Annotated in this window: 19 protein-coding genes; 17 read left to right on the top strand and 2 right to left on the bottom strand. The window is 68.2% G+C overall.

Annotation, left to right across the window (positions count from 1 at the left end):
• Positions 1-3: 3 nt before the first annotated feature.
• Genes recX through ilvA form a run of 7 tightly spaced genes read left to right on the top strand, consistent with a single transcriptional unit; the run spans position 4 to position 6,064 of the window.
• Positions 4-480: a recombination regulator RecX gene (recX, locus tag H607_RS0101425; RefSeq protein WP_028873950.1), complete on the top strand. Its 477-nt coding sequence runs from the start codon at positions 4-6 to the stop codon at positions 478-480.
• A 14-nt stretch (positions 481-494) separates the two neighbouring features.
• Entirely contained in the window at positions 495-1,217 is a 723-nt protein-coding gene (gene lptB / locus H607_RS0101420) for an LPS export ABC transporter ATP-binding protein (protein ID WP_028873949.1), read from the top strand.
• Positions 1,218-1,219: 2 nt separating this feature from the next.
• On the top strand, positions 1,220-2,725 hold the full coding sequence (locus H607_RS0101415; RefSeq protein WP_028873948.1) for an RNA polymerase factor sigma-54: 1,506 nt from the start codon (positions 1,220-1,222) through the stop codon (positions 2,723-2,725).
• A 21-nt stretch (positions 2,726-2,746) separates the two neighbouring features.
• Positions 2,747-3,070: a ribosome hibernation-promoting factor, HPF/YfiA family gene (gene hpf / locus H607_RS0101410; RefSeq protein WP_028873947.1), complete on the top strand. Its 324-nt coding sequence runs from the start codon at positions 2,747-2,749 to the stop codon at positions 3,068-3,070.
• A gap of 49 nt (positions 3,071-3,119) precedes the next feature.
• Entirely contained in the window at positions 3,120-3,572 is a 453-nt protein-coding gene (locus H607_RS0101405) for a PTS sugar transporter subunit IIA (RefSeq protein ID WP_028873946.1), read from the top strand.
• A 10-nt stretch (positions 3,573-3,582) separates the two neighbouring features.
• Positions 3,583-4,545 (top strand): HPr(Ser) kinase/phosphatase, encoded by a 963-nt coding sequence (gene hprK / locus H607_RS11200; RefSeq protein WP_051240545.1) that lies wholly within the window; start codon positions 3,583-3,585, stop codon positions 4,543-4,545.
• The gene (gene ilvA / locus H607_RS0101395) at positions 4,532-6,064 is read left to right on the top strand and encodes a threonine ammonia-lyase, biosynthetic (protein ID WP_037989208.1); all 1,533 of its coding nucleotides are present in this window, start codon (positions 4,532-4,534) and stop codon (positions 6,062-6,064) included. The genes hprK and ilvA overlap by 14 nt, the downstream gene beginning before the upstream one ends.
• Here ilvA and H607_RS0101390 read toward each other — a convergent pair.
• Positions 6,037-6,621, bottom strand: a complete 585-nt coding sequence (locus H607_RS0101390) for a 5-formyltetrahydrofolate cyclo-ligase (protein WP_051240544.1) — start codon at positions 6,619-6,621, stop codon at positions 6,037-6,039. The genes ilvA and H607_RS0101390 overlap by 28 nt on opposite strands.
• A gap of 77 nt (positions 6,622-6,698) precedes the next feature.
• Here H607_RS0101390 and H607_RS0101385 point away from each other — a divergent pair, with 77 nt between their 5' ends.
• The 4 genes from H607_RS0101385 (at position 6,699) to H607_RS0101370 (ending at position 11,859) form a co-directional block, all read left to right on the top strand.
• Entirely contained in the window at positions 6,699-8,735 is a 2,037-nt protein-coding gene (locus H607_RS0101385; RefSeq protein WP_028873943.1) for a lytic transglycosylase domain-containing protein, read from the top strand.
• A gap of 22 nt (positions 8,736-8,757) precedes the next feature.
• Positions 8,758-9,729, top strand: a complete 972-nt coding sequence (locus H607_RS0101380) for a complex I NDUFA9 subunit family protein (RefSeq protein ID WP_028873942.1) — start codon at positions 8,758-8,760, stop codon at positions 9,727-9,729.
• Positions 9,726-10,988: a multifunctional CCA addition/repair protein gene (locus H607_RS11195; RefSeq protein ID WP_051240543.1), complete on the top strand. Its 1,263-nt coding sequence runs from the start codon at positions 9,726-9,728 to the stop codon at positions 10,986-10,988. The genes H607_RS0101380 and H607_RS11195 overlap by 4 nt, the downstream gene beginning before the upstream one ends.
• Positions 10,989-11,061: 73 nt before the next feature.
• Positions 11,062-11,859, top strand: coding sequence for an alpha/beta hydrolase (locus H607_RS0101370; protein ID WP_028873941.1), 798 nt, complete (start codon positions 11,062-11,064; stop codon positions 11,857-11,859).
• Positions 11,860-11,863: 4 nt separating this feature from the next.
• On the opposite strand, the gene H607_RS0101365 is transcribed toward H607_RS0101370, so the two are convergent.
• Positions 11,864-12,985 carry a class I SAM-dependent methyltransferase gene (locus H607_RS0101365; protein ID WP_051240542.1) on the bottom strand — a complete coding sequence of 374 codons (1,122 nt, stop codon included), beginning with the start codon at positions 12,983-12,985 and terminating at the stop codon, positions 11,864-11,866.
• 85 nt (positions 12,986-13,070) lie between these two features.
• Here H607_RS0101365 and H607_RS0101360 point away from each other — a divergent pair, with 85 nt between their 5' ends.
• The 6 genes from H607_RS0101360 to H607_RS0101335 all read left to right on the top strand — a co-directional run bounded on the left by H607_RS0101360 (position 13,071) and on the right by H607_RS0101335 (position 17,322).
• Positions 13,071-13,826 (top strand): pteridine reductase, encoded by a 756-nt coding sequence (locus H607_RS0101360; RefSeq protein WP_028873939.1) that lies wholly within the window; start codon positions 13,071-13,073, stop codon positions 13,824-13,826.
• 290 nt (positions 13,827-14,116) lie between these two features.
• Positions 14,117-14,641 carry an acyloxyacyl hydrolase gene (locus tag H607_RS11190; RefSeq protein ID WP_037989207.1) on the top strand — a complete coding sequence of 175 codons (525 nt, stop codon included), beginning with the start codon at positions 14,117-14,119 and terminating at the stop codon, positions 14,639-14,641.
• Positions 14,642-14,643: 2 nt separating this feature from the next.
• Positions 14,644-14,958, top strand: coding sequence for a (2Fe-2S) ferredoxin domain-containing protein (locus tag H607_RS0101350; RefSeq protein ID WP_028873938.1), 315 nt, complete (start codon positions 14,644-14,646; stop codon positions 14,956-14,958).
• 2 nt (positions 14,959-14,960) lie between these two features.
• Entirely contained in the window at positions 14,961-15,608 is a 648-nt protein-coding gene (locus tag H607_RS0101345; protein ID WP_028873937.1) for an alpha/beta hydrolase, read from the top strand.
• Complete coding sequence (locus tag H607_RS0101340) at positions 15,605-16,537, top strand: ATP-binding cassette domain-containing protein (protein WP_028873936.1); 933 nt, start codon at positions 15,605-15,607, stop codon at positions 16,535-16,537. The genes H607_RS0101345 and H607_RS0101340 overlap by 4 nt, the downstream gene beginning before the upstream one ends.
• Positions 16,534-17,322, top strand: a complete 789-nt coding sequence (locus H607_RS0101335) for an ABC transporter permease (protein ID WP_028873935.1) — start codon at positions 16,534-16,536, stop codon at positions 17,320-17,322. Before H607_RS0101340 ends, H607_RS0101335 begins: the two co-directional genes overlap by 4 nt.
• The last annotated feature ends 5 nt before the right edge of the window (positions 17,323-17,327 follow it).

Genomic DNA, 17,327 nt, shown 5'->3' with positions numbered 1-17,327 from the left:
GCAATGAGCGAGCCGAGCGTGTGGCAAAGGGCGCTGCGGCTGCTCGCGCGCCGCGAACACAGCCGCGCCGAGCTCGCGCGCAAGCTCGCTCCCCATGGCACGCCCGAGGAAATCGAAGAGACGCTCGCCCGCCTCGAGCGTACGGGGCTCCTTTCGGACGAGCGCTGCGCCCGCGCCTTCGTCGCCGCCCGGGCCGAGCGCAGCGGCCGGCGCCTGCTGGAGATGCGGCTGCGCGAGCGCGGGTTGGACGACGCCCTCATCGACGAAGTCCTCGACGCGCTGGAAGCCGAATCGAGCGAAGTCGAGCGCGCCTCCGCCCTGTGGCGCAAACGCTTCGGCACGCCGCCCGCCGACGCCAAGGAATGGGCCCGGCAGGCACGATTTCTCGCCGGCCGCGGATTCTCCCCGTCCCTCGTCACCCGGCTGCTGCGCGACCCGCCCGAAGACTTCACCGAACCTTTCCCTGACACTGAACACTGAACCCTGAGTCCCCCATGTCGCTGCTGCACGTCGAACGCCTGCGCAAAACCTACGGCAAACGCACCGTCGTCGCCTCGGTCGATCTCACCGTCGAAGCCGGCGAGATCGTGGGGCTGCTCGGCCCCAACGGTGCCGGCAAGACCACCTGTTTCTACATGATCGTCGGGCTCGTGCGCGCCGACGAGGGCAAGATCGAACTCGACGGTCAGGACGTCACCCACGATCCCATCCACCGTCGCGCCCGGCATGGCCTCTCTTACCTGCCGCAGGAAGCGAGCATCTTCCGCCGCCTGTCGGTGCGGGAAAACGTGCGTGCCGTACTCGAACTGCGGGGGCTGCCCAAAGAGGAGATTCGGCAGAAAGAAGACGAACTGCTCGCCGAACTCGGCATCGCGCATCTGGCCGATCAGCCCTCGGTGTCGCTCTCCGGCGGCGAACGGCGCCGCCTCGAAATCGCCCGGGCACTCGCCACCGACCCAAAGATCATCCTGCTCGACGAGCCCTTCGCCGGCGTCGATCCCATCGCCGTGATCGAGATCCAGCGCATCGTGCGGTTCCTGCAAGAGCGCGGCATCAGCGTGCTCATCACCGACCACAACGTGCGTGAAACGCTCGGCATCTGCAACCGCGCCTCCATCCTTGCCGATGGCCGGGTCATCGCCTCGGGCCGCCCCGAGGAGATCATCGACGATCCGCACGTGCGCCGCGTCTACCTCGGCGAACACTTCCGCCTGTAGCCATGAGCCTCGAGCCCCGCCTGCACCTTCGTACCAGCACCACGCTCGCCCTCTCGCCGCAGATGGCGCAGGCGCTCAAGCTCCTGACCTTGTCGGCCGTCGAACTGCGGCAGACCATCGAAGAAGCCCTTCAGGCCAATCCCCTCCTCGAAGTGACCGAGGCCGACGAAGAATCCCCCGAAGAAACGCTTGCCGTCGCAGCCGACTCGGGCGACGAGGCCGACGACTGGCAGGCGCAACTCCTCGAGCGTCCGAGCGCGGACTTGCCCGGCGAAGCGCACAGCGATGCCGACGACGCCCCCCAAACCACGCCCGAAGAGCACTCGGACACCCACGACGCCGAATCCTTCGACGACGAGCTCCTGTGGCAGGATGCCCGCCCCGCCCGCGACGACGAGGAGGCGCCCGATTTCACCGAGTGGCACGCCGCCGCCACCGATCTGCACCACTACCTGCACGAACAGGCCGCGCTCACGCCGCTCGCCGAACGCGACCGGGCCCTCGTCGCCTTCATGATCGAAGCCCTCGACGACGACGGTTACCTGCATCAAGCTCTCGACGAGCTGCTCGCCACCATCCCGCCCGAACTCGAAGTCGGCCGTGAAGACCTCGAGATCGCCCTCAAGCTCATCCAAAGTTTCGATCCCCCCGGAGTCGGTGCGCGCGACCTCGGCGAATGCCTGCGGCTGCAACTGCGCGAACGCCCCGACACGCCGGCGCGGCGCCTGGCCGAACGGCTGGTGAGCGAAGCGCTCGAACCGCTCGCCCGCAAAGACTACGCCGCCCTCAAGCGCCAATACGCCTGCGACGACGCCTTGCTGCGCGAGGCGCTCGCCCTCATCGCTACGCTCGACCCCCACCCGGGCAGCCGCCTCGGCGGCGAACCACCCCCCTACGTCATCCCCGACGTCATCGTGCGACGGCGCGACGGCCGCTGGCAAGCTGAGCTCAACCCGGCCGTCGCCCCCCGGCTCACTCTCAACCAACGCTACGCCCAGATCCTCGGCGAGCGACGCCACGGCACCGAAGCCCTGCGCGAGCGACTCGCCGAAGCGAAAAACCTCATCCGCCAGCTCGAACAGCGCGGCCGCACCATCCTGCGCGTCGCCCAGGAGATCGTCGAGCGCCAGCAAGATTTCTTCGAACACGGCGAAGCCGCCATGAAGCCGCTCACGCTGCGCACGCTCGCCGAAGCGCTCAACCTGCACGAATCCACCGTCTCCCGCGTCACGCAGGGCAAATACCTCCAATGCCCGCGCGGCGTCTTCGAATTCCGCCATTTCTTCGGCAGCGGCATCGTCGGAGAAGACGGCGAAATCGCCTCGGCCACCGCAATCCGGGCCAAGCTGCGCGAGCTGATCGAGCGCGAAGATCGCAAGAAACCGCTGTCCGATGTCCGTCTCGCCGAGCTCCTCGCGGCCGATGGCATCCCCATTGCCCGGCGAACCGTGGCAAAATACCGTGAGCAACTGCAAATCCCGCCGGCGAGCCGGCGCAAAGTCTTGTAATCACCACCACAGGAGTGTGCGATGAACCTCAACATCACCGGCCATCACGTCGAAGTCACCCCCGCCCTGCAAAGCTATGTCGAAGAAAAAGTGGGGCGCGTGCTGCGGCACTTCGACCATGCCACCTCGGCGCAGGTCATCCTGCGCGTCGAGCGCAACACCCACAAGGCCGAAGTCACCGTACACGTCAAGGGCAAGGACTTCTTCGCCGAAGCCACCGATCCGGCCGACCTCTACGCCGCGATCGACTTCATGGTCGACAAGCTCGACCGTCAGGTGCGCAAACACAAGGAAATCGTCACCGACTATCACCAGCCGGCCACTCCGGCCGCCCAAGGCGAGTGAGCGCCCCGCGGGGCGGCCTGCGCGCCGCCCCGGCGCCATCGACCCGGCCATGAACCATATCGCCAATCTCCTCGACGTCGAGCACATCGCCCTCGACCTCCCTGCTCCCGACAAGCATCAGGCCCTGGCGGCCGCAGCCCGGCTCTTCGCGCGCGACGGGCTCGACCCGGTCAAGGTACAGGCGGCGCTCGCCGAGCGTGAGCAGCTGGGCTCGACCGGCATCGGCGAGGGCGTAGCCATCCCCCACGGCCGCCTCAAGGGTCTGGCCTCTCCCCGAGGCGCCTTCGTGCGGCTGGCCGAACCCGTCCCCTTCGATGCCTGCGACGGCCGCCCCGTGCGGCTCGTGTTCGTGCTCCTCGTACCCGAACAGGCCACCGAAGAACACCTGCAGATCCTCTCCGAACTCGCCGAGCGCTTCAGCGATCCGGCCGTGCGCCAGGCACTCACGACCGTTTCCGACCCGGAATCCGCCTTGGGGCTGCTCACCGGCACCGACGGCTGACCCCCGCGAGATGAGAGAAACCACGCTGCGCGCCGTCATCGAGGCGATCGCACCCGAACTCCACCTCGAGCACGTCACCGGTTCGCTCGAGCGCAAGCTCGCCGTGCTCGACGAGCGCCTTTGGCCGGCCGACCTCGTCGGTCACCTCAATCTCATCCACCCCGGGCGGGTGCAGATCGTCGGCGCCGCCGAAATGGCCTGGGCCCGCCGTCTGGGGCAAAAGCGCATCGCCCATCACCTGGGTGAAATCTTCGCCGCCAAACCCCCGGCCCTCATCGTCGCCGACGGCTGCACGCCCCCGCCCATCCTCGAAGCCCTGTGCCGCGCGCACGATGTAGCGCTCTTCACCACCGACCGCCCTTCGGCCGAAGTCATCGACCGCCTGCGCCACCACCTCTCGCGCGTGCTCGCCGAGCGCGAGACGCGCCACGGCGTGCTCATGGACGTACTCGGCCTCGGCGTCTTCATCACCGGGGATCCCGGCACGGGGAAATCCGAGCTCGCGCTCGAACTCATCTCCCGTGGCCACGGGCTGGTGGCCGACGACATGGTCGAATTCGCCCGCCTCACCCCCACCGTGCTCGAAGGCCGCTGTCCTCCGCTGCTGCAGAATTACCTCGAAGTGCGGGGTCTAGGTCTGCTCGACATCCGCACCATTTTCGGCGAAACCGCCCTGCGCCGGCGCATGCGGCTTCGCCTCATCGTCCACTTGCGCCGGCTACTGCCGGGCGAACCGCCGCCGCCGCGCCTGGAGATGGAGCAGGTCACCGAAGAAATCCTCGGCGTGCCCATCCCCAAGGCCACGCTGCCGGTGGCCGCCGGGCGCAATCTCGCCGTGCTGCTCGAAGCCGCCGTGCGTGCCACCATCCTGCGGCTGCGCGGCATCGACTCCACCCGCGACTTCATCGACCGTCACAATGCGCTGCTGGCCCAGCAGAGCTCAACCGAAGCCGACTCTCATGGAAACCTCTGACTCTTCCTGCGATTACCTCGAACGCATCCTAACCGCCCAAGTCTACGACGTCGCCGTCGAAACCCCGCTCGACCCCGCGCCCGTCCTCTCGCGACGCCTCGGCAACCGCGTCCTCATCAAACGCGAGGATCTGCAACCCGTCTTCAGTTTCAAGCTGCGCGGCGCCTACAACAAGATCGCCAAGCTCCCGCCGGAAGCGCTCGCGCGCGGCGTCATCTGCGCCTCGGCCGGCAACCACGCCCAAGGCGTGGCGCTCGCCGCCAAGAAACTCGGTACGCGCGCCGTCATCGTCATGCCCACCACCACGCCGCTCATCAAGATCGAGGCCGTGCGCAGCCGTGGCGCCGAAGTCGTGCTCTATGGCGAATCCTTCTCGGATGCCTACGCCTATGCCCGCACCCTCGAAGAAGAGGAAGGGCTCGTCTTCATCCATCCCTTCGACGATCCCGACGTCATCGCCGGGCAGGGCACCATCGCCATGGAGATCCTGCGTCAGCATCCCAAGCCGATCGACGCCGTCTTCTGCGCCGTGGGCGGCGGAGGGCTGATCGCCGGCATCGCCGTCTATCTCAAGCGCCTGCGCCCCGACATCCGCGTCATCGGCGTCGAAGCCGAAGGCTCGGACGCCATGACCCGGTCGCTCGCCCGGGGCGAACCGGTCGAACTCGAACAAGTCGGGCTCTTCGCCGACGGCACCGCCGTCAAACGCGTGGGCGACGAGACCTTCCGCCTGTGCCAGCGCCACGTCGACGACATGATCGTGGTGAGCAACGACGAGATCTGCGCCGCCATCAAGGATGTCTTCGAAGACACCCGCACCATTCTGGAGCCGGCCGGGGCCCAGGCACTCGCCGGTCTCAAGGCCTACGCCCAGAAAATGGGGCTCAAGGACAAGACGCTGGTCGCCATCGCCTCCGGCGCCAACATGAACTTCGAGCGCCTGCGCTTCGTCGCCGAGCGCGCCGAGCTCGGCGAGCGGCGCGAAGCCGTGCTCGCCGTTACCATTCCCGAGCGCCCCGGCGCGTTTCGCCGATTCATCGCGCTGCTGGGCAAGCGCAACGTCACCGAATTCAACTACCGCTACGCCGATCCCGAGGAAGCGCACATCTTCGTCGGTGTCGGCATCCACGACCGCAGCGAAGTCGAGAAACTCATCGCCCAACTGCAGGCGGAAGGGCTACCGGCGATCGATCTCACCGACGACGAACTCGCCAAATCCCACGTCCGCTACATGGTCGGCGGGCGTGCGCCCAACGTGTGCAACGAACGGCTCTTTCGCTTCATCTTCCCCGAACGCCCCGGGGCGCTCGCCAACTTCCTCGGCCAGTTGCGCTCGGACTGGAACATCAGCCTCTTCCACTACCGCAACCACGGCGCCGACTTCGGACGTGTGCTCGTCGGCATGCAGGTTCCGCCCGAAGAAAACGAGGAATTCGCCCAATTCCTCACCAAGCTCGGCTACGAATACGTCGAGGAAACGAACAACCCCGCCTACACCCTCTTTCTCTCCGCCGGCTGAAACCTTCCCTCCTCGGTCACGATCCAGTCCATCGGCAGGTCGTGCGCCTCGGGGCGGGTGTCGGGCAGGCGCGCGCATTCATACCCCACCCCGATCGCCGTCACGGGGCGCCCGGCCGCACGATACGCTGCAAGCGTGCGGTCGTAGAACCCACCGCCATAGCCGATGCGATAACCCGCTGCATCGAACGCCACCAGCGGCACCAGCAACACCGCCGGCCACAGGGTCTCCTCGCCCGCCGGTACCGGCAACCCGAAGACGTCGCGCGTCATGGGCGAGTCCGGCCTCCACGGCCGAAAGATGAGCGGCGCCGCTTTTTGCAGGGCCACCGGCAAGGCCACGCCGATTCCGTGCCGTGTTGCCCAGGCCGATAGCGGCGTGAGTAAATCCGGCTCCGAACGCACCGCCCAGTACCCGCCGATCCCCTCCGACACCGGCAAGGACGCAAGGATCTCCTCCACCCCTTGCCAGATCGCCTCGTCCCATCGCCGGCGCACTTCGGGCGCGATCGCCGCCCGTCGCGCCAAGGCCCACTGCCGCATCTGCCCCCGATCCATTCCCCTCTTCCGATGCCCGATACACAATGGGTTACAATAAACGAAACGCACCTTCTCCGCCAACGACCCGATCCGCCATGCCCTTCCGGCTCTCCCTGTTGCGTACCGTCTTGCTCGCCTGCGCCCTGCTACCGGCGGCGGCCTCCGTGTCTGCCGCCGATGCCCACCGGGCGAAACCCAATGCCAAGGCCGTACAAGCCAAGGCCGGCAAGCCCACCCCCAAACCCATCGCCGCGCGCAGCATCGACGCACTCGACCGTGCCCGCGAAGCCTATGCGCGCGGCGACCTCGCCACCCTGCAGATGCTGCTACCGCAAGTGGCCGACCATCCGTTGGGCGACTACGTGCTCCTGTGGTCGCTCATCCAGCGCCTCGGCCGTTCGACCGAAACGGTGTTGCCGCAAGAAATCGACGCCTTCCTCTCGCGCCACGGCGACGACGCCCTGGGCGAGCGTCTGCGCCGCGAGCTGCTGCGCACCGCCGTGCGCGACGGCCGCTGGAGCGAAGCGCTGCGCTACTATCGCGCCCTCGCCAAGCCCGACCGCGAAGCCCAATGCTGGGGCACGCTCGCCTGGATCCAGGATCAACCCCAATCCGGCGTGCCCACCAACGACGTGCTGCGCCTGCTGGTTTCCACCCCCCGTCCGGGCACCGAATGCCTGCCGCTCTTCGCCACGGCCGCCTTTCAGGGCCGGCTCGACCGGCAAACCCTGCGTCAGCGTCTCTACGCCTCCCTGGCCCAGAGCGGCCTTGCCGCAGCACAAGACTGGCGCGAACTCGCCGGCATGAGCGACGACGAATGGCGCGAAGTGGAACTCGCCACCCGCTCCCCCGCCGCGATCCTCGCCCAGCCCGCGGCCTCGCCCACGGCGCTCGCCGCCGCCCTCATCGCGCTCGAAAAAGAAGACCCCCAATCCGCCCACGAACGCCTCACCGCCCTCGGCAATCGCCTCGAACCCGAAGCGCGCGACATCGTCCGCTGGTCGCTCGTGCTCTACGCCGCCAAGCAACGCCTGCCGCAGGCCAACGCCTGGGCCGACGAAATCACCCTCTCGCCGCTCTGGATCGAACCGGCGCGCTGGGCCGTGCGTGCGGCGCTCGCCGCCCAGGACTGGGTCAAGGTCTGGCAACGCATCGAGGCGCTGCCGCCGGGTGAGCGCGAGCGCAACGAATGGCGCTACTGGCAAGGCTACGCGCTCAAACAGCTCGGCAAGGACGAACTCGCCGAAGCCGTCTTCCGCAAGCTCGAGCGCGGCGACGACTACTACGCCATGCTCGCCGCCCGGGCGCTCGGCCATCCCTGGCGCCTGCCGCCCCAATCCCCGCCGCCGTCGCAGCGCGACGTGCTCGCCATCGAACGCCACCCCGTGCTGGTGCGCATCCTGGCGCTAGCCGAGCGCAACTGGCTCACCGAAGCCAACCGCGAGATCGACGCCTGGAGTCGCAAACTCCCTGCCGCGCAGATGCGCGCCGCAGCGCTGGCGCTCTCGGATGCCGGCCATCTCGATCTGGCGATCCGGCTCGCCGAAGGATCCAACGACGACGGATTCCTCGTCGCCCGCTATCCCCTCGCCTACCGCGAGCTCGTCGAACGCTACGCTGCCGCGCAGAACATCGACCCTGCGTGGGTCTGGGGTCTGATGCGTCAGGAAAGCCGCTTTCGCGCCGACGCCCGCTCGAGCAGCGGCGCGCTCGGTCTCATGCAGATCATGCCGGCCACCGGCAAATGGCTCGCCGGCAAGCTCGGCATCCCGCGCTTCGACGTCGCCCGCCTGCGAGACCCCGACACCAACGTGATGCTGGGCGTCACTTATATGCGCATGGTCACCGAACAGCTCGACGGCCACCCCGTGCTCGCCACCGGCGCCTACAATGCCGGCCCCGGCCGCATGGGACGCCTGCGGCCGCAACAGGCGCTCGAGACCGAGATCTACATCGAAAACCTGCCGATCGACGAGACGCGCGACTACATCAAGAAAGTGCTCGCCAACACCGTCGTCTATTCGGCTATCCTGAATGGGGGGAGAGGAAAGGACATCACCGACTTCCTCCTTCCGCTGCCCGGACTGGGCAACGCCGCCGGCGCGCCCGCGCCGGTGCTGGACAACGGATGATGCTCGACCAGGAGAAACGACCATGACCACTGCGACCGAACGCACCGCCCTCGTCCTCGGCGGAACCGGATTCGTCGGCAGCCACCTGCTCGACCGGCTCGTCACCGAAGGCTGGCGCGTCGTCGTGCCCACGCGCCGCCTGCAGAATGCGCGTGACCTCAAGCTGCTACCCACGGTCGAAATCATCGAAGCCGACGTGCACGACCCGAAAACGCTCGAACGCCTGTGCGCCGGCAAGCGCCTGGTGGTCAACCTCGTCGGCACCCTGCACTCGCGCCCCGGACGTCCTTATGGCCCCGAGTTTGCCCGCGCCCACGTCGAACTGCCGCAAAAACTCGCCGAAGCCTGCCAGTCGCAGGACGTACACCGCCTCATCCACCTGAGCGCCCTGGGCGCCGCGCCCGACGCCCCTTCGCAATACCTGCGCTCCAAGGCGGACGGCGAAGCGCGTATCCGCGCCGCCGGTGACGGGCTCGATTGGACCATCCTGCGCCCCTCGGCCATCTTCGGCCCCGGCGACTCCTTCCTCAACCGCTTCGCCGCACTCGCCCGACTCTTCCCCATCCTGCCGATCGGCGCGGCACAGGCCAAGCTGCAGCCGGTCTATGTGGGCGACGTCGTCGAGGTCATCCTGCGCGCGGCCGCCACCGCCAAGGCCGTGGGGCAGACCTACGAGCTCGCCGGCCCCACCGTCTATACGCTCGCCGAGATCGTCGCCTACGCCGCTCGCACGAGCGGCCATCCGCGCCGCGTGGTGGCGCTCCCGCCGCGACTCGCCCGCGTGCAGGCGTGGCTGCTCGAACACCTCCTGCCCAACCCGCCGCTCACGCGCGACATGCTCGACTCGCTCTCGATCGACAGCGTGGCCCACGGCGAACCCTTGCCCTTCGGACTCGAACCCACGCCGATGGAAGCGATCGGGCCGGCTTACCTCGCCAACGACACCTTCCGCAGCCGCTACGTCCGCTGGCGCATGCGAATGCAACACGGATGAAAATCTACTGCGTCGGCGGAGCCGTACGCGACGAACTCCTCGGCCGGCCCGTGAGCGACCGCGACTGGGTCGTAGTCGGCGCCACCCCCCAGGAAATGCTCGAGCGCGGCTTCCTGCCCGTGGGCAAGGATTTCCCCGTCTTCCTGCACCCCGAGACGAAAGAGGAATACGCGCTCGCGCGCACCGAGCGCAAGACGGGGCGCGGCTACCACGGCTTCGCCTTCCACACCAGCCCCGAAGTCACCCTCGAAGAAGACCTCGCGCGCCGCGACCTCACCATCAACGCCATGGCCCGCGACGAAACGGGGCGCCTCATCGACCCCTACGGCGGACTCGAGGATCTGCGCCGCAAGGTGCTGCGCCACGTCAGCCCGGCGTTTGCCGAAGACCCGGTGCGCATCCTGCGCGTGGCGCGCTTCAGCGCCCGCTTGCCCGAATTCACCCTGGCCCCCGAGACGCTCGCGCTGATGCGGCGCATGGTGGAGGAAGGCGAGGTCGATCACCTCGTGCCCGAACGGGTCTGGCAGGAACTCGCCCGCGGCCTCATGGAGGCGCGTCCCGATCGCATGATCGAGGTGCTGCGGGAATGCGGGGCGCTCGCGCGCCTGCTGCCCGAAGTCGATGCCCTCTTCGGCGTGCCGCAGCCGCCGAAATACCACCCCGAGATCGACACAGGCATCCACGTGCTCGCCGCCTTGCGCGTGGCCGCGGAACGCACGCTCTCGCTGCCCGCCCGCTTCGCCGTGCTGCTGCACGACGTCGGCAAAGGGCGCACGCCGCCGGAACTCTGGCCGCACCACTACGGCCACGAAGTCCGCGGCGCGGCCCTCGTTCCCTCGATTTGCGCCCGGCTGCGCACACCCGTCGAGTGCCGGGAACTCGCCGTACTCACCGCGCGCGAGCACGGGCTCATCCACCGCGGACCGCGCCTTCGCCCCGCCACCCGCGTGCGCGTGCTCGAGCGCTGCGACGCCCTGCGCCGCCCCGAACGCTTCCTCCACCTGCTCGAAGCCTGCGCCTGCGATGCCCTCGGCCGTCCCGGACTGGATATGGACTACGAACCGGTCGAGCAGCTCTGGCGCGATACCCTGGACGCGGCCAGAAGCGTCGATGCCGGCGCGATCGCCCGCGCCTGCACCGAGCGCAGCCAGATCCCGGCAAGGTTGCACGAGGCGCGCGTCGCCGCCGTCAAGGCGCGCGAACGAAGCAAGGAAAACGGCTCCGTCGCCTTATCTTCGCCCGCCACGAAGGACGCCTGAGCCCGTAGTATCATGAGCGGCTCTGGCATGCCGATGCCGGGGAAAACCCGAAGCCTTCTCCACCGAGTTCCCGATGACCGATTGCCTCGAACTGCTGCACGAAGCCCCCACTCACCCGCTCGACGCTCCGCCGCTCCTCTTCCTGCACGGCGCCTACGTCGGCGCCTGGTGCTGGCAGGAGCACTTCCTGCCCTGGTTCGCCGCCCAAGGCTACGACGCCTGGGCGCTGTCGCTGCGCGGCCACGGCGGCTCACGCACCGATCGCCCGCGCGACACGCTCTCCATCGACGACTACGTCGACGACGTGCTGCGAGCCCAGGAACGACTGCCTGCCGAGCCCATCCTCATCGGCCACTCCATGGGCGGTTTCGTCGCCCAGAAAGCGCTCGAGCGTCACCCTTTCCCTGCGCTCGTACTGCTGTGTTCGGTGCCGCCCACGGGGCTTGCCGGATCGCTCCTGCACATGTTGGTGAGCTCGCCCTTGGCGCTGCTCGAGATGAACCTCTTCATGACCGGCAAGCGCAAACCCCACCGCAGCCTGGTCGAGGCCCTCTTCCACCATCTGCCACCGGAGCCCGATCTCGCCCGTTATCTGGCCGCGAGCGGACCGGAATCGCTGCGGGCCATCTGGGACATGATGGGGTTTTCGCGCATCGATCGAACCAGGCAGCATCCTGCCCCGGTCCATGTCTTCGGCGCCGAACACGACAAGATCATCCCGCCCGACCAGGTAGAGACCACGGCGCGTTTCTACGACACCACCGCCCGCATCCTGCCCGATTTCGGCCACACCCTCATGCTGGAGCCGGGCTGGGAACGCGCCGCGCAGGCCATCGCCCAGGTGCTACAGCCGGCCGCCCAAGCCGCCTGAGCCCTCACTCCCACGCGGGCGGCTCGATCCCCCGCCCCAGCGCGATCACCTTGAAGAGCTCTCCCATCTCGTGCGGCATGATGAGCCGCTGCAAGGCGCGCGCCGCCTTGAGGTACGCGAGGCTTCCCGGCTCGGCGCGTTCCTCCAGCCGCTGCAGGATACCGTTGGCCAGCAAAAATCCCGCCTGGTTCATGAAGGCCAGCGTTTCCAGCCCCTCGGCCTCGGCTGCCTCGGCCACCGTGGTGAAATCGACGAAACTGGTGATGTCCATCGCCCCCGGCAGCCATAGTGGATCCTCCACCACCCGGTGGCGGAAATAGCACTGCAGCGTGCCGCGCCAGCGCCACGGCACGTAATACGTCTGCCGCGGATAGCCGTAGTCGATCAAGAGCAGCATCCCCGCCTGCAGCGCACGGGCGAGAGTCCCCACCCAGGCGCGTGCCACCGGGTGGGCTTCCGTCAGGTACTCCCGCCCTTCCAAATGGGGCAACTCGATCCCCTCCAGCCCGGCGAGCGCCGCCGGCGTCGGCGGGCGATCCTCCCAGGCGAGCGCCCCGTCGCGCACCGTCACGCCGCGCTCGAACACCTCCCCTTCGGCCGTACCCACCAGATGCACCGGCAACACATCGAGCACTTCGTTGGCGAGCAGCACCCCGCGAAAGGAGTCGGGCACGGCCTCGAGCCAGACCACGCGTTCGGCGAGCTCCCCCGCCTGCGCCGCGATCGTCTCCTGCTGGCGAGCCCGCAGCGACCCCGACACTTCCAGGATGGCGTAACGCTCGGGCAGCGTCCCGAGCTCGGCGAGCCGGCGCAGCACGTCGGCTGCGAGCAAACCGGTGCCCGCCCCGGCTTCGAGCACGATGCCCCCCGTCTGCCGCAACACCGGCGCGATCGCATCGGCGAGCGTCGCCCCGAAGAGCGGCGTGATCTCCGGTGCGGTGATGAAATCCCCCGCCGGGCCGAACTTCGTCGCCCCACCGCTGTAATAGCCCAGATCCGGCTCGTAGAGCGCCCAGCGCATGTAATCGGCGAACGGCACCCAGCCGCCGGCCTCCCTGATGCGCGCCACGATGCGCGCGCGCAAGGTCTCACTCGCCGCCACCACCTCCGGTTCGGGTGCCGGCACCCCCCTCGTCGTCCGTTCCCGTTCGAACACTGAAACCCCCCGTTTCACGCTACCATAGTCCGATCTTTGCCCGTCGGACGAAGCCATGACCTCCTCGCCCTCCGAGCACCGCCCCGTCGTCCTCGTCACCGGCGCCGCCCGGCGCATCGGTGCGGCCATCGCCCGCCATCTGCACGCACACGGCTGGAACGTCGCGCTGCATTATCGCACCTCGGCCACGGCCGCCGAGCGGCTCGCCACGGAGCTTACCGCCGAACGCCCCGGCAGCGCCGCCGCCTTCACCGCCGAGCTCGCCGACCCGGCGGCTGCCTCCTTGCTCGTCGCCGCCGTACTCGAGCGCTTCGGTCGGCTCGACGCGCTGGTCAACAACGCCTCCAGCTTCTATCCTACCCCGCTTCCCGACGTCACCCCCGGGCAGTGGGAAGACCTGCTCGGCACCAACGCCCGCGCCCCCTTCTTCCTCACCCAGGCCGCCGCGCCCGAACTCGCGCGCCGGCGCGGTGCCGTGGTCAATGTCGTCGACATCCACGCCGAGCGGCCGCTACCGCGCTACCCCGTCTACACCGCCGCCAAGGCGGCGCTCGCCGGACTCACCCGGGCGCTCGCCGTCGAACTCGCCCCGGCGGTGCGCGTCAATGGCATCGCCCCCGGCGCCATCCTGTGGCCGGAAGACGATCAATACCCGCCCGCCGAGCGCGAGCGCATCCTTGCCCAGATCCCGCTGCAGCGCCTGGGAGAACCCGGCGACATCGCCCGCGCCGTGCGCTTCCTTCTGGAAGACGCCCCCTACGTCACCGGCCAGATCCTCGCCGTCGACGGCGGACGCAGCCTCGCCCTCTAGGAGACGCTGAAGAAATGAGCGAGCGGGATGAAACGCAAGGCGGAAGGTAGCGCAGCGACCGAGACATATCGAGTAGATAGGCGAGGGATCGAGCACCGCGCAACGCAGCAATTCGCCCGCGCAGCGAATCATTCGGCGTTTCCCTGACGCGGACGGACTATACTGAACTCTATCCGACTTCGTCGCCTTGCTGCTCGCCGAACCCGACGCCCGCGAACTCGCCCGTGGATACGGCCCGGAGCGTTTCGGCGTATGATTTCGTACCATAACGACCACCTTGGGAGCACCCGATGAAACGCCTCGTCCCGGCGCTCGTTGCCGCCTGCCTGAGCCTGCCCGTCCTCGCGCAGGACAAGAATGCGATGACTGCTTTCTACGGTCACGAAAGCGACATCGACCGCTATGGCCTCTCCTACCGATTCAAACCCTTCTGGAGTGACGTCTGGGGTGGCTGGCATGCCTCACTCTCTCCGGAAGTCGAAGCCTCTTATCTCCACTACACCGGCAATCGGCGTCATACCAATGACAATACGGGGGAACTCGGAGCCTTGGTCCGCTTTCGCTTCGAACGCGGCCTCGGCGCCGTTCGTCCTTACCTCGATCTCGGCCTGGGCGGCGCCGGCCTCACCGACACCCACCTCGGTGACAAGGATCTGGGCAGCGCCTTCCAGTTCACCGAACACGTCGGCTTCGGCCTGGCGATCGACCAGACCTGGTCCATCGGCTACCGCTACACGCACTACTCCAACGCCGGCATCGCCAGCAACAACGACGGGCTCGACCTACACAACGTCGTGCTCGAAGTAAAATTCTGACGATGACCTACTACCGCCACCACGTCTTCTTCTGCTGCAACCAGCGCCCGGCGGGCGAGGCCTGCTGCGAAGACCATGGCGCGAGCGCCCTGCTCGCGCACGCCAAGGCCCGCATCGAGGCGCTGGGCATGAAGGGCAAGGGCGGCATCCGCATCAACAAGGCCGGCTGCCTCGGACGCTGCGACGAAGGGCCGGTGCTGGTCGTCTACCCCGAAGGCGTGTGGTACACCTACCTCGACGAGGCCGACATCGACGAGATCATCGACGAGCATCTCGTCGGTGGCCGCCCCGTCGAGCGCTTGCGACTGCCCGATTGACCATGACCCGCATCCGCATCGAGACCCTGCTCGTCCCCGGCCCGGCCGGCACGATCGAAGTGCTCGCCGACCTGCCCGCCGCGCCACGCGGCGTGGCGCTCGTGTGCCATCCCCACCCGCTCTTCGGCGGAGCCAACACCAACAAGGTCACCTACACCCTCGCGCGCGCCTACGCCGAACTCGGCTACGCCGCACTGCGGCCCAACTTTCGCGGCGTCGGGCAAAGCGCCGGCCGGCACGACCACGGCGAAGGCGAAACGGAAGACATGCTGGCGCTGCTGGCTTGGGCGCGCGGGCGTTGGGGCGAGGGCGAACTTGCGCTCGCGGGCTTTTCTTTCGGTGCCTACGTGCAGACCCGCGTCGTCGGACGGCTACCCGACCCGCCGCGCCACCTCACGCTCGTGGGTCTGCCGCATGGCCTCGCGCTGGGCAGCGGCAAGCAGTACGACACCCCCACGCTTCCCGAGGCGTTGCCCGCGCTGCTGATCCACGGCGAGCACGACGACATCGCCCCGCTCGCGCGCGTCCTCGACTGGGCCCGCCCACAGACGCGGCCCGTCGTCGTCATCCCCGGGGCGGACCACTTCTTCCACGGCAAGCTCGCCCTCATCAAGATGCTGGTCCAGCGCGACCACGCCGCCGGCCGATGAGCCACGAGCAGGCGCTGCTGGAAGTCACCGCGCTCACCAAACGCTACGGCGAGCAGACCGTGGTCGACGGCCTCTCGCTCACCCTGCCGGCCGGCCGTTGCCTGACGCTGCTCGGCCCCAACGGGGCCGGCAAGACCACGACGCTGCGCTGCCTGCTGGGATTCACCGCCTTCGATTCGGGCGAAATCCGACTCGCGGGCCTACCGGTACCCGAACGCGCCCGCGAAGCCCGTGCGAGCGTGGGCGTGGTTCCCCAGGCCGACAACCTCGACCCCGATTTCACCTGCACCGAGAACCTCCTCGTCTACGCCCGCTACTTCGGCCTGAGCCGGCGCGAAGCCAGAGCCCGCGTTCCCGAGCTCCTCTCCTTTGCCGGCCTGGCGCACAAGGCCGACACGCTCGTGCCCGACCTCTCCGGCGGAATGAAACGACGGCTCACCCTGGCGCGCGCCCTCATCCACCGCCCCCGGCTCCTGGTGCTCGACGAACCCACCACCGGGCTCGATCCCCAGGCGCGCCACCTCATCTGGGAACGCCTGCGCCAGCTCCTGCGCGAAGGCATCGCCATCTTGCTCACCACGCACTTCATGGAAGAGGCGGAGCGGCTCGCCGACGACATCGTCATCATGGATCGGGGCCGCAAGATCGCCGAAGGCACACCGCACGAGCTCATCGCCCGCGAGATCGAACCGAACGTGGTCGAGCTCTACGCCGGCCGCGACGAGGCGGCGTTCGCGGCGCTCGTCACTCGCCTGCGGCCGCTCTTCAGCCGCATGGAGCGCAGCGGCGAGACCGTCTTCGGCTACTGCCACGACCCGGCCCCCGTACTCGCCGCCCTCGAAGGCAACCCGCAGCGCTATCTGCTGCGTCCCGCCAACCTCGAAGACGTCTTCCTGAAACTCACCGGCCGGGAGCAGCGCGAAGAATGAGTCACCCCCGCGTCCCCGCCGAACGCCCGAACCTCGTGCGCGCCTTCACCGTGTGGCGGCGCAACGCGCTCGCCTGGCGCAAGTTCGCCATCTCCTCGCTGCTGGGCAACCTCATCGACCCCATGATCATGCTCTTCGGCCTGGGCACGGGGTTGGGCACGCTCATCACGAACGTGGAAGGCAAAGCCTACCTCGTCTTCCTCGTGCCGGGGATGATCACCTTCACCACCATGAATTCGGCTTCCTTCGAAGCGCTCTATTCCGCGTTTGCCCGCATGCAGATCCAGAAGACCTGGGAGGCCATCCTCAACACCCCCCTCTCGCTCGAAGACATCCTACTCGGGGAGCTGCTGTGGGCGGCAAGCAAATCCTGGATGGCAGGTGCCGCCATCGTGCTCGTGACCACGCTCGCGGGCTACTGCAGCGCCCGCATGCTCTGGGCGCTGCTGCCGGTGATCTTCCTCGTCGGCATCACCTTCGCCGCGCTGGGCCTCATCATGACGGCGCTCGCCCGCACCTACGATTTCTTCATGTACTGGTTCACGCTCTTCATCACCCCAATGGGGCTGCTCTCGGGTGTGTTCTTTCCCCTGTCGACCCTGCCCGAGCTGATCCGCACGCTCGCGCTGGCCCTACCGCTCGCGCAGGCCATCTCGCTGGTGCGCCCGCTCGCCGAAGGGCATGCCCCCGAGCATGCCCTGGCGTCCGTTCTCTATCTGACGATCCTCAGCGCGGCCGCCTTCACCCTGGCGCTGCGCCTCTTCCGTCGCCGTCTCCTGGGCTGATCTCC

Origin of the sequence: Tepidiphilus margaritifer DSM 15129 (genome assembly GCF_000425565.1) — a bacterium.
In the GTDB taxonomy this organism is placed as follows: domain Bacteria; phylum Pseudomonadota; class Gammaproteobacteria; order Burkholderiales; family Rhodocyclaceae; genus Tepidiphilus; species Tepidiphilus margaritifer.
Note: the sequence above shows the minus strand (reverse complement) of the source record. Positions and strands in the feature narration are given on the sequence as shown.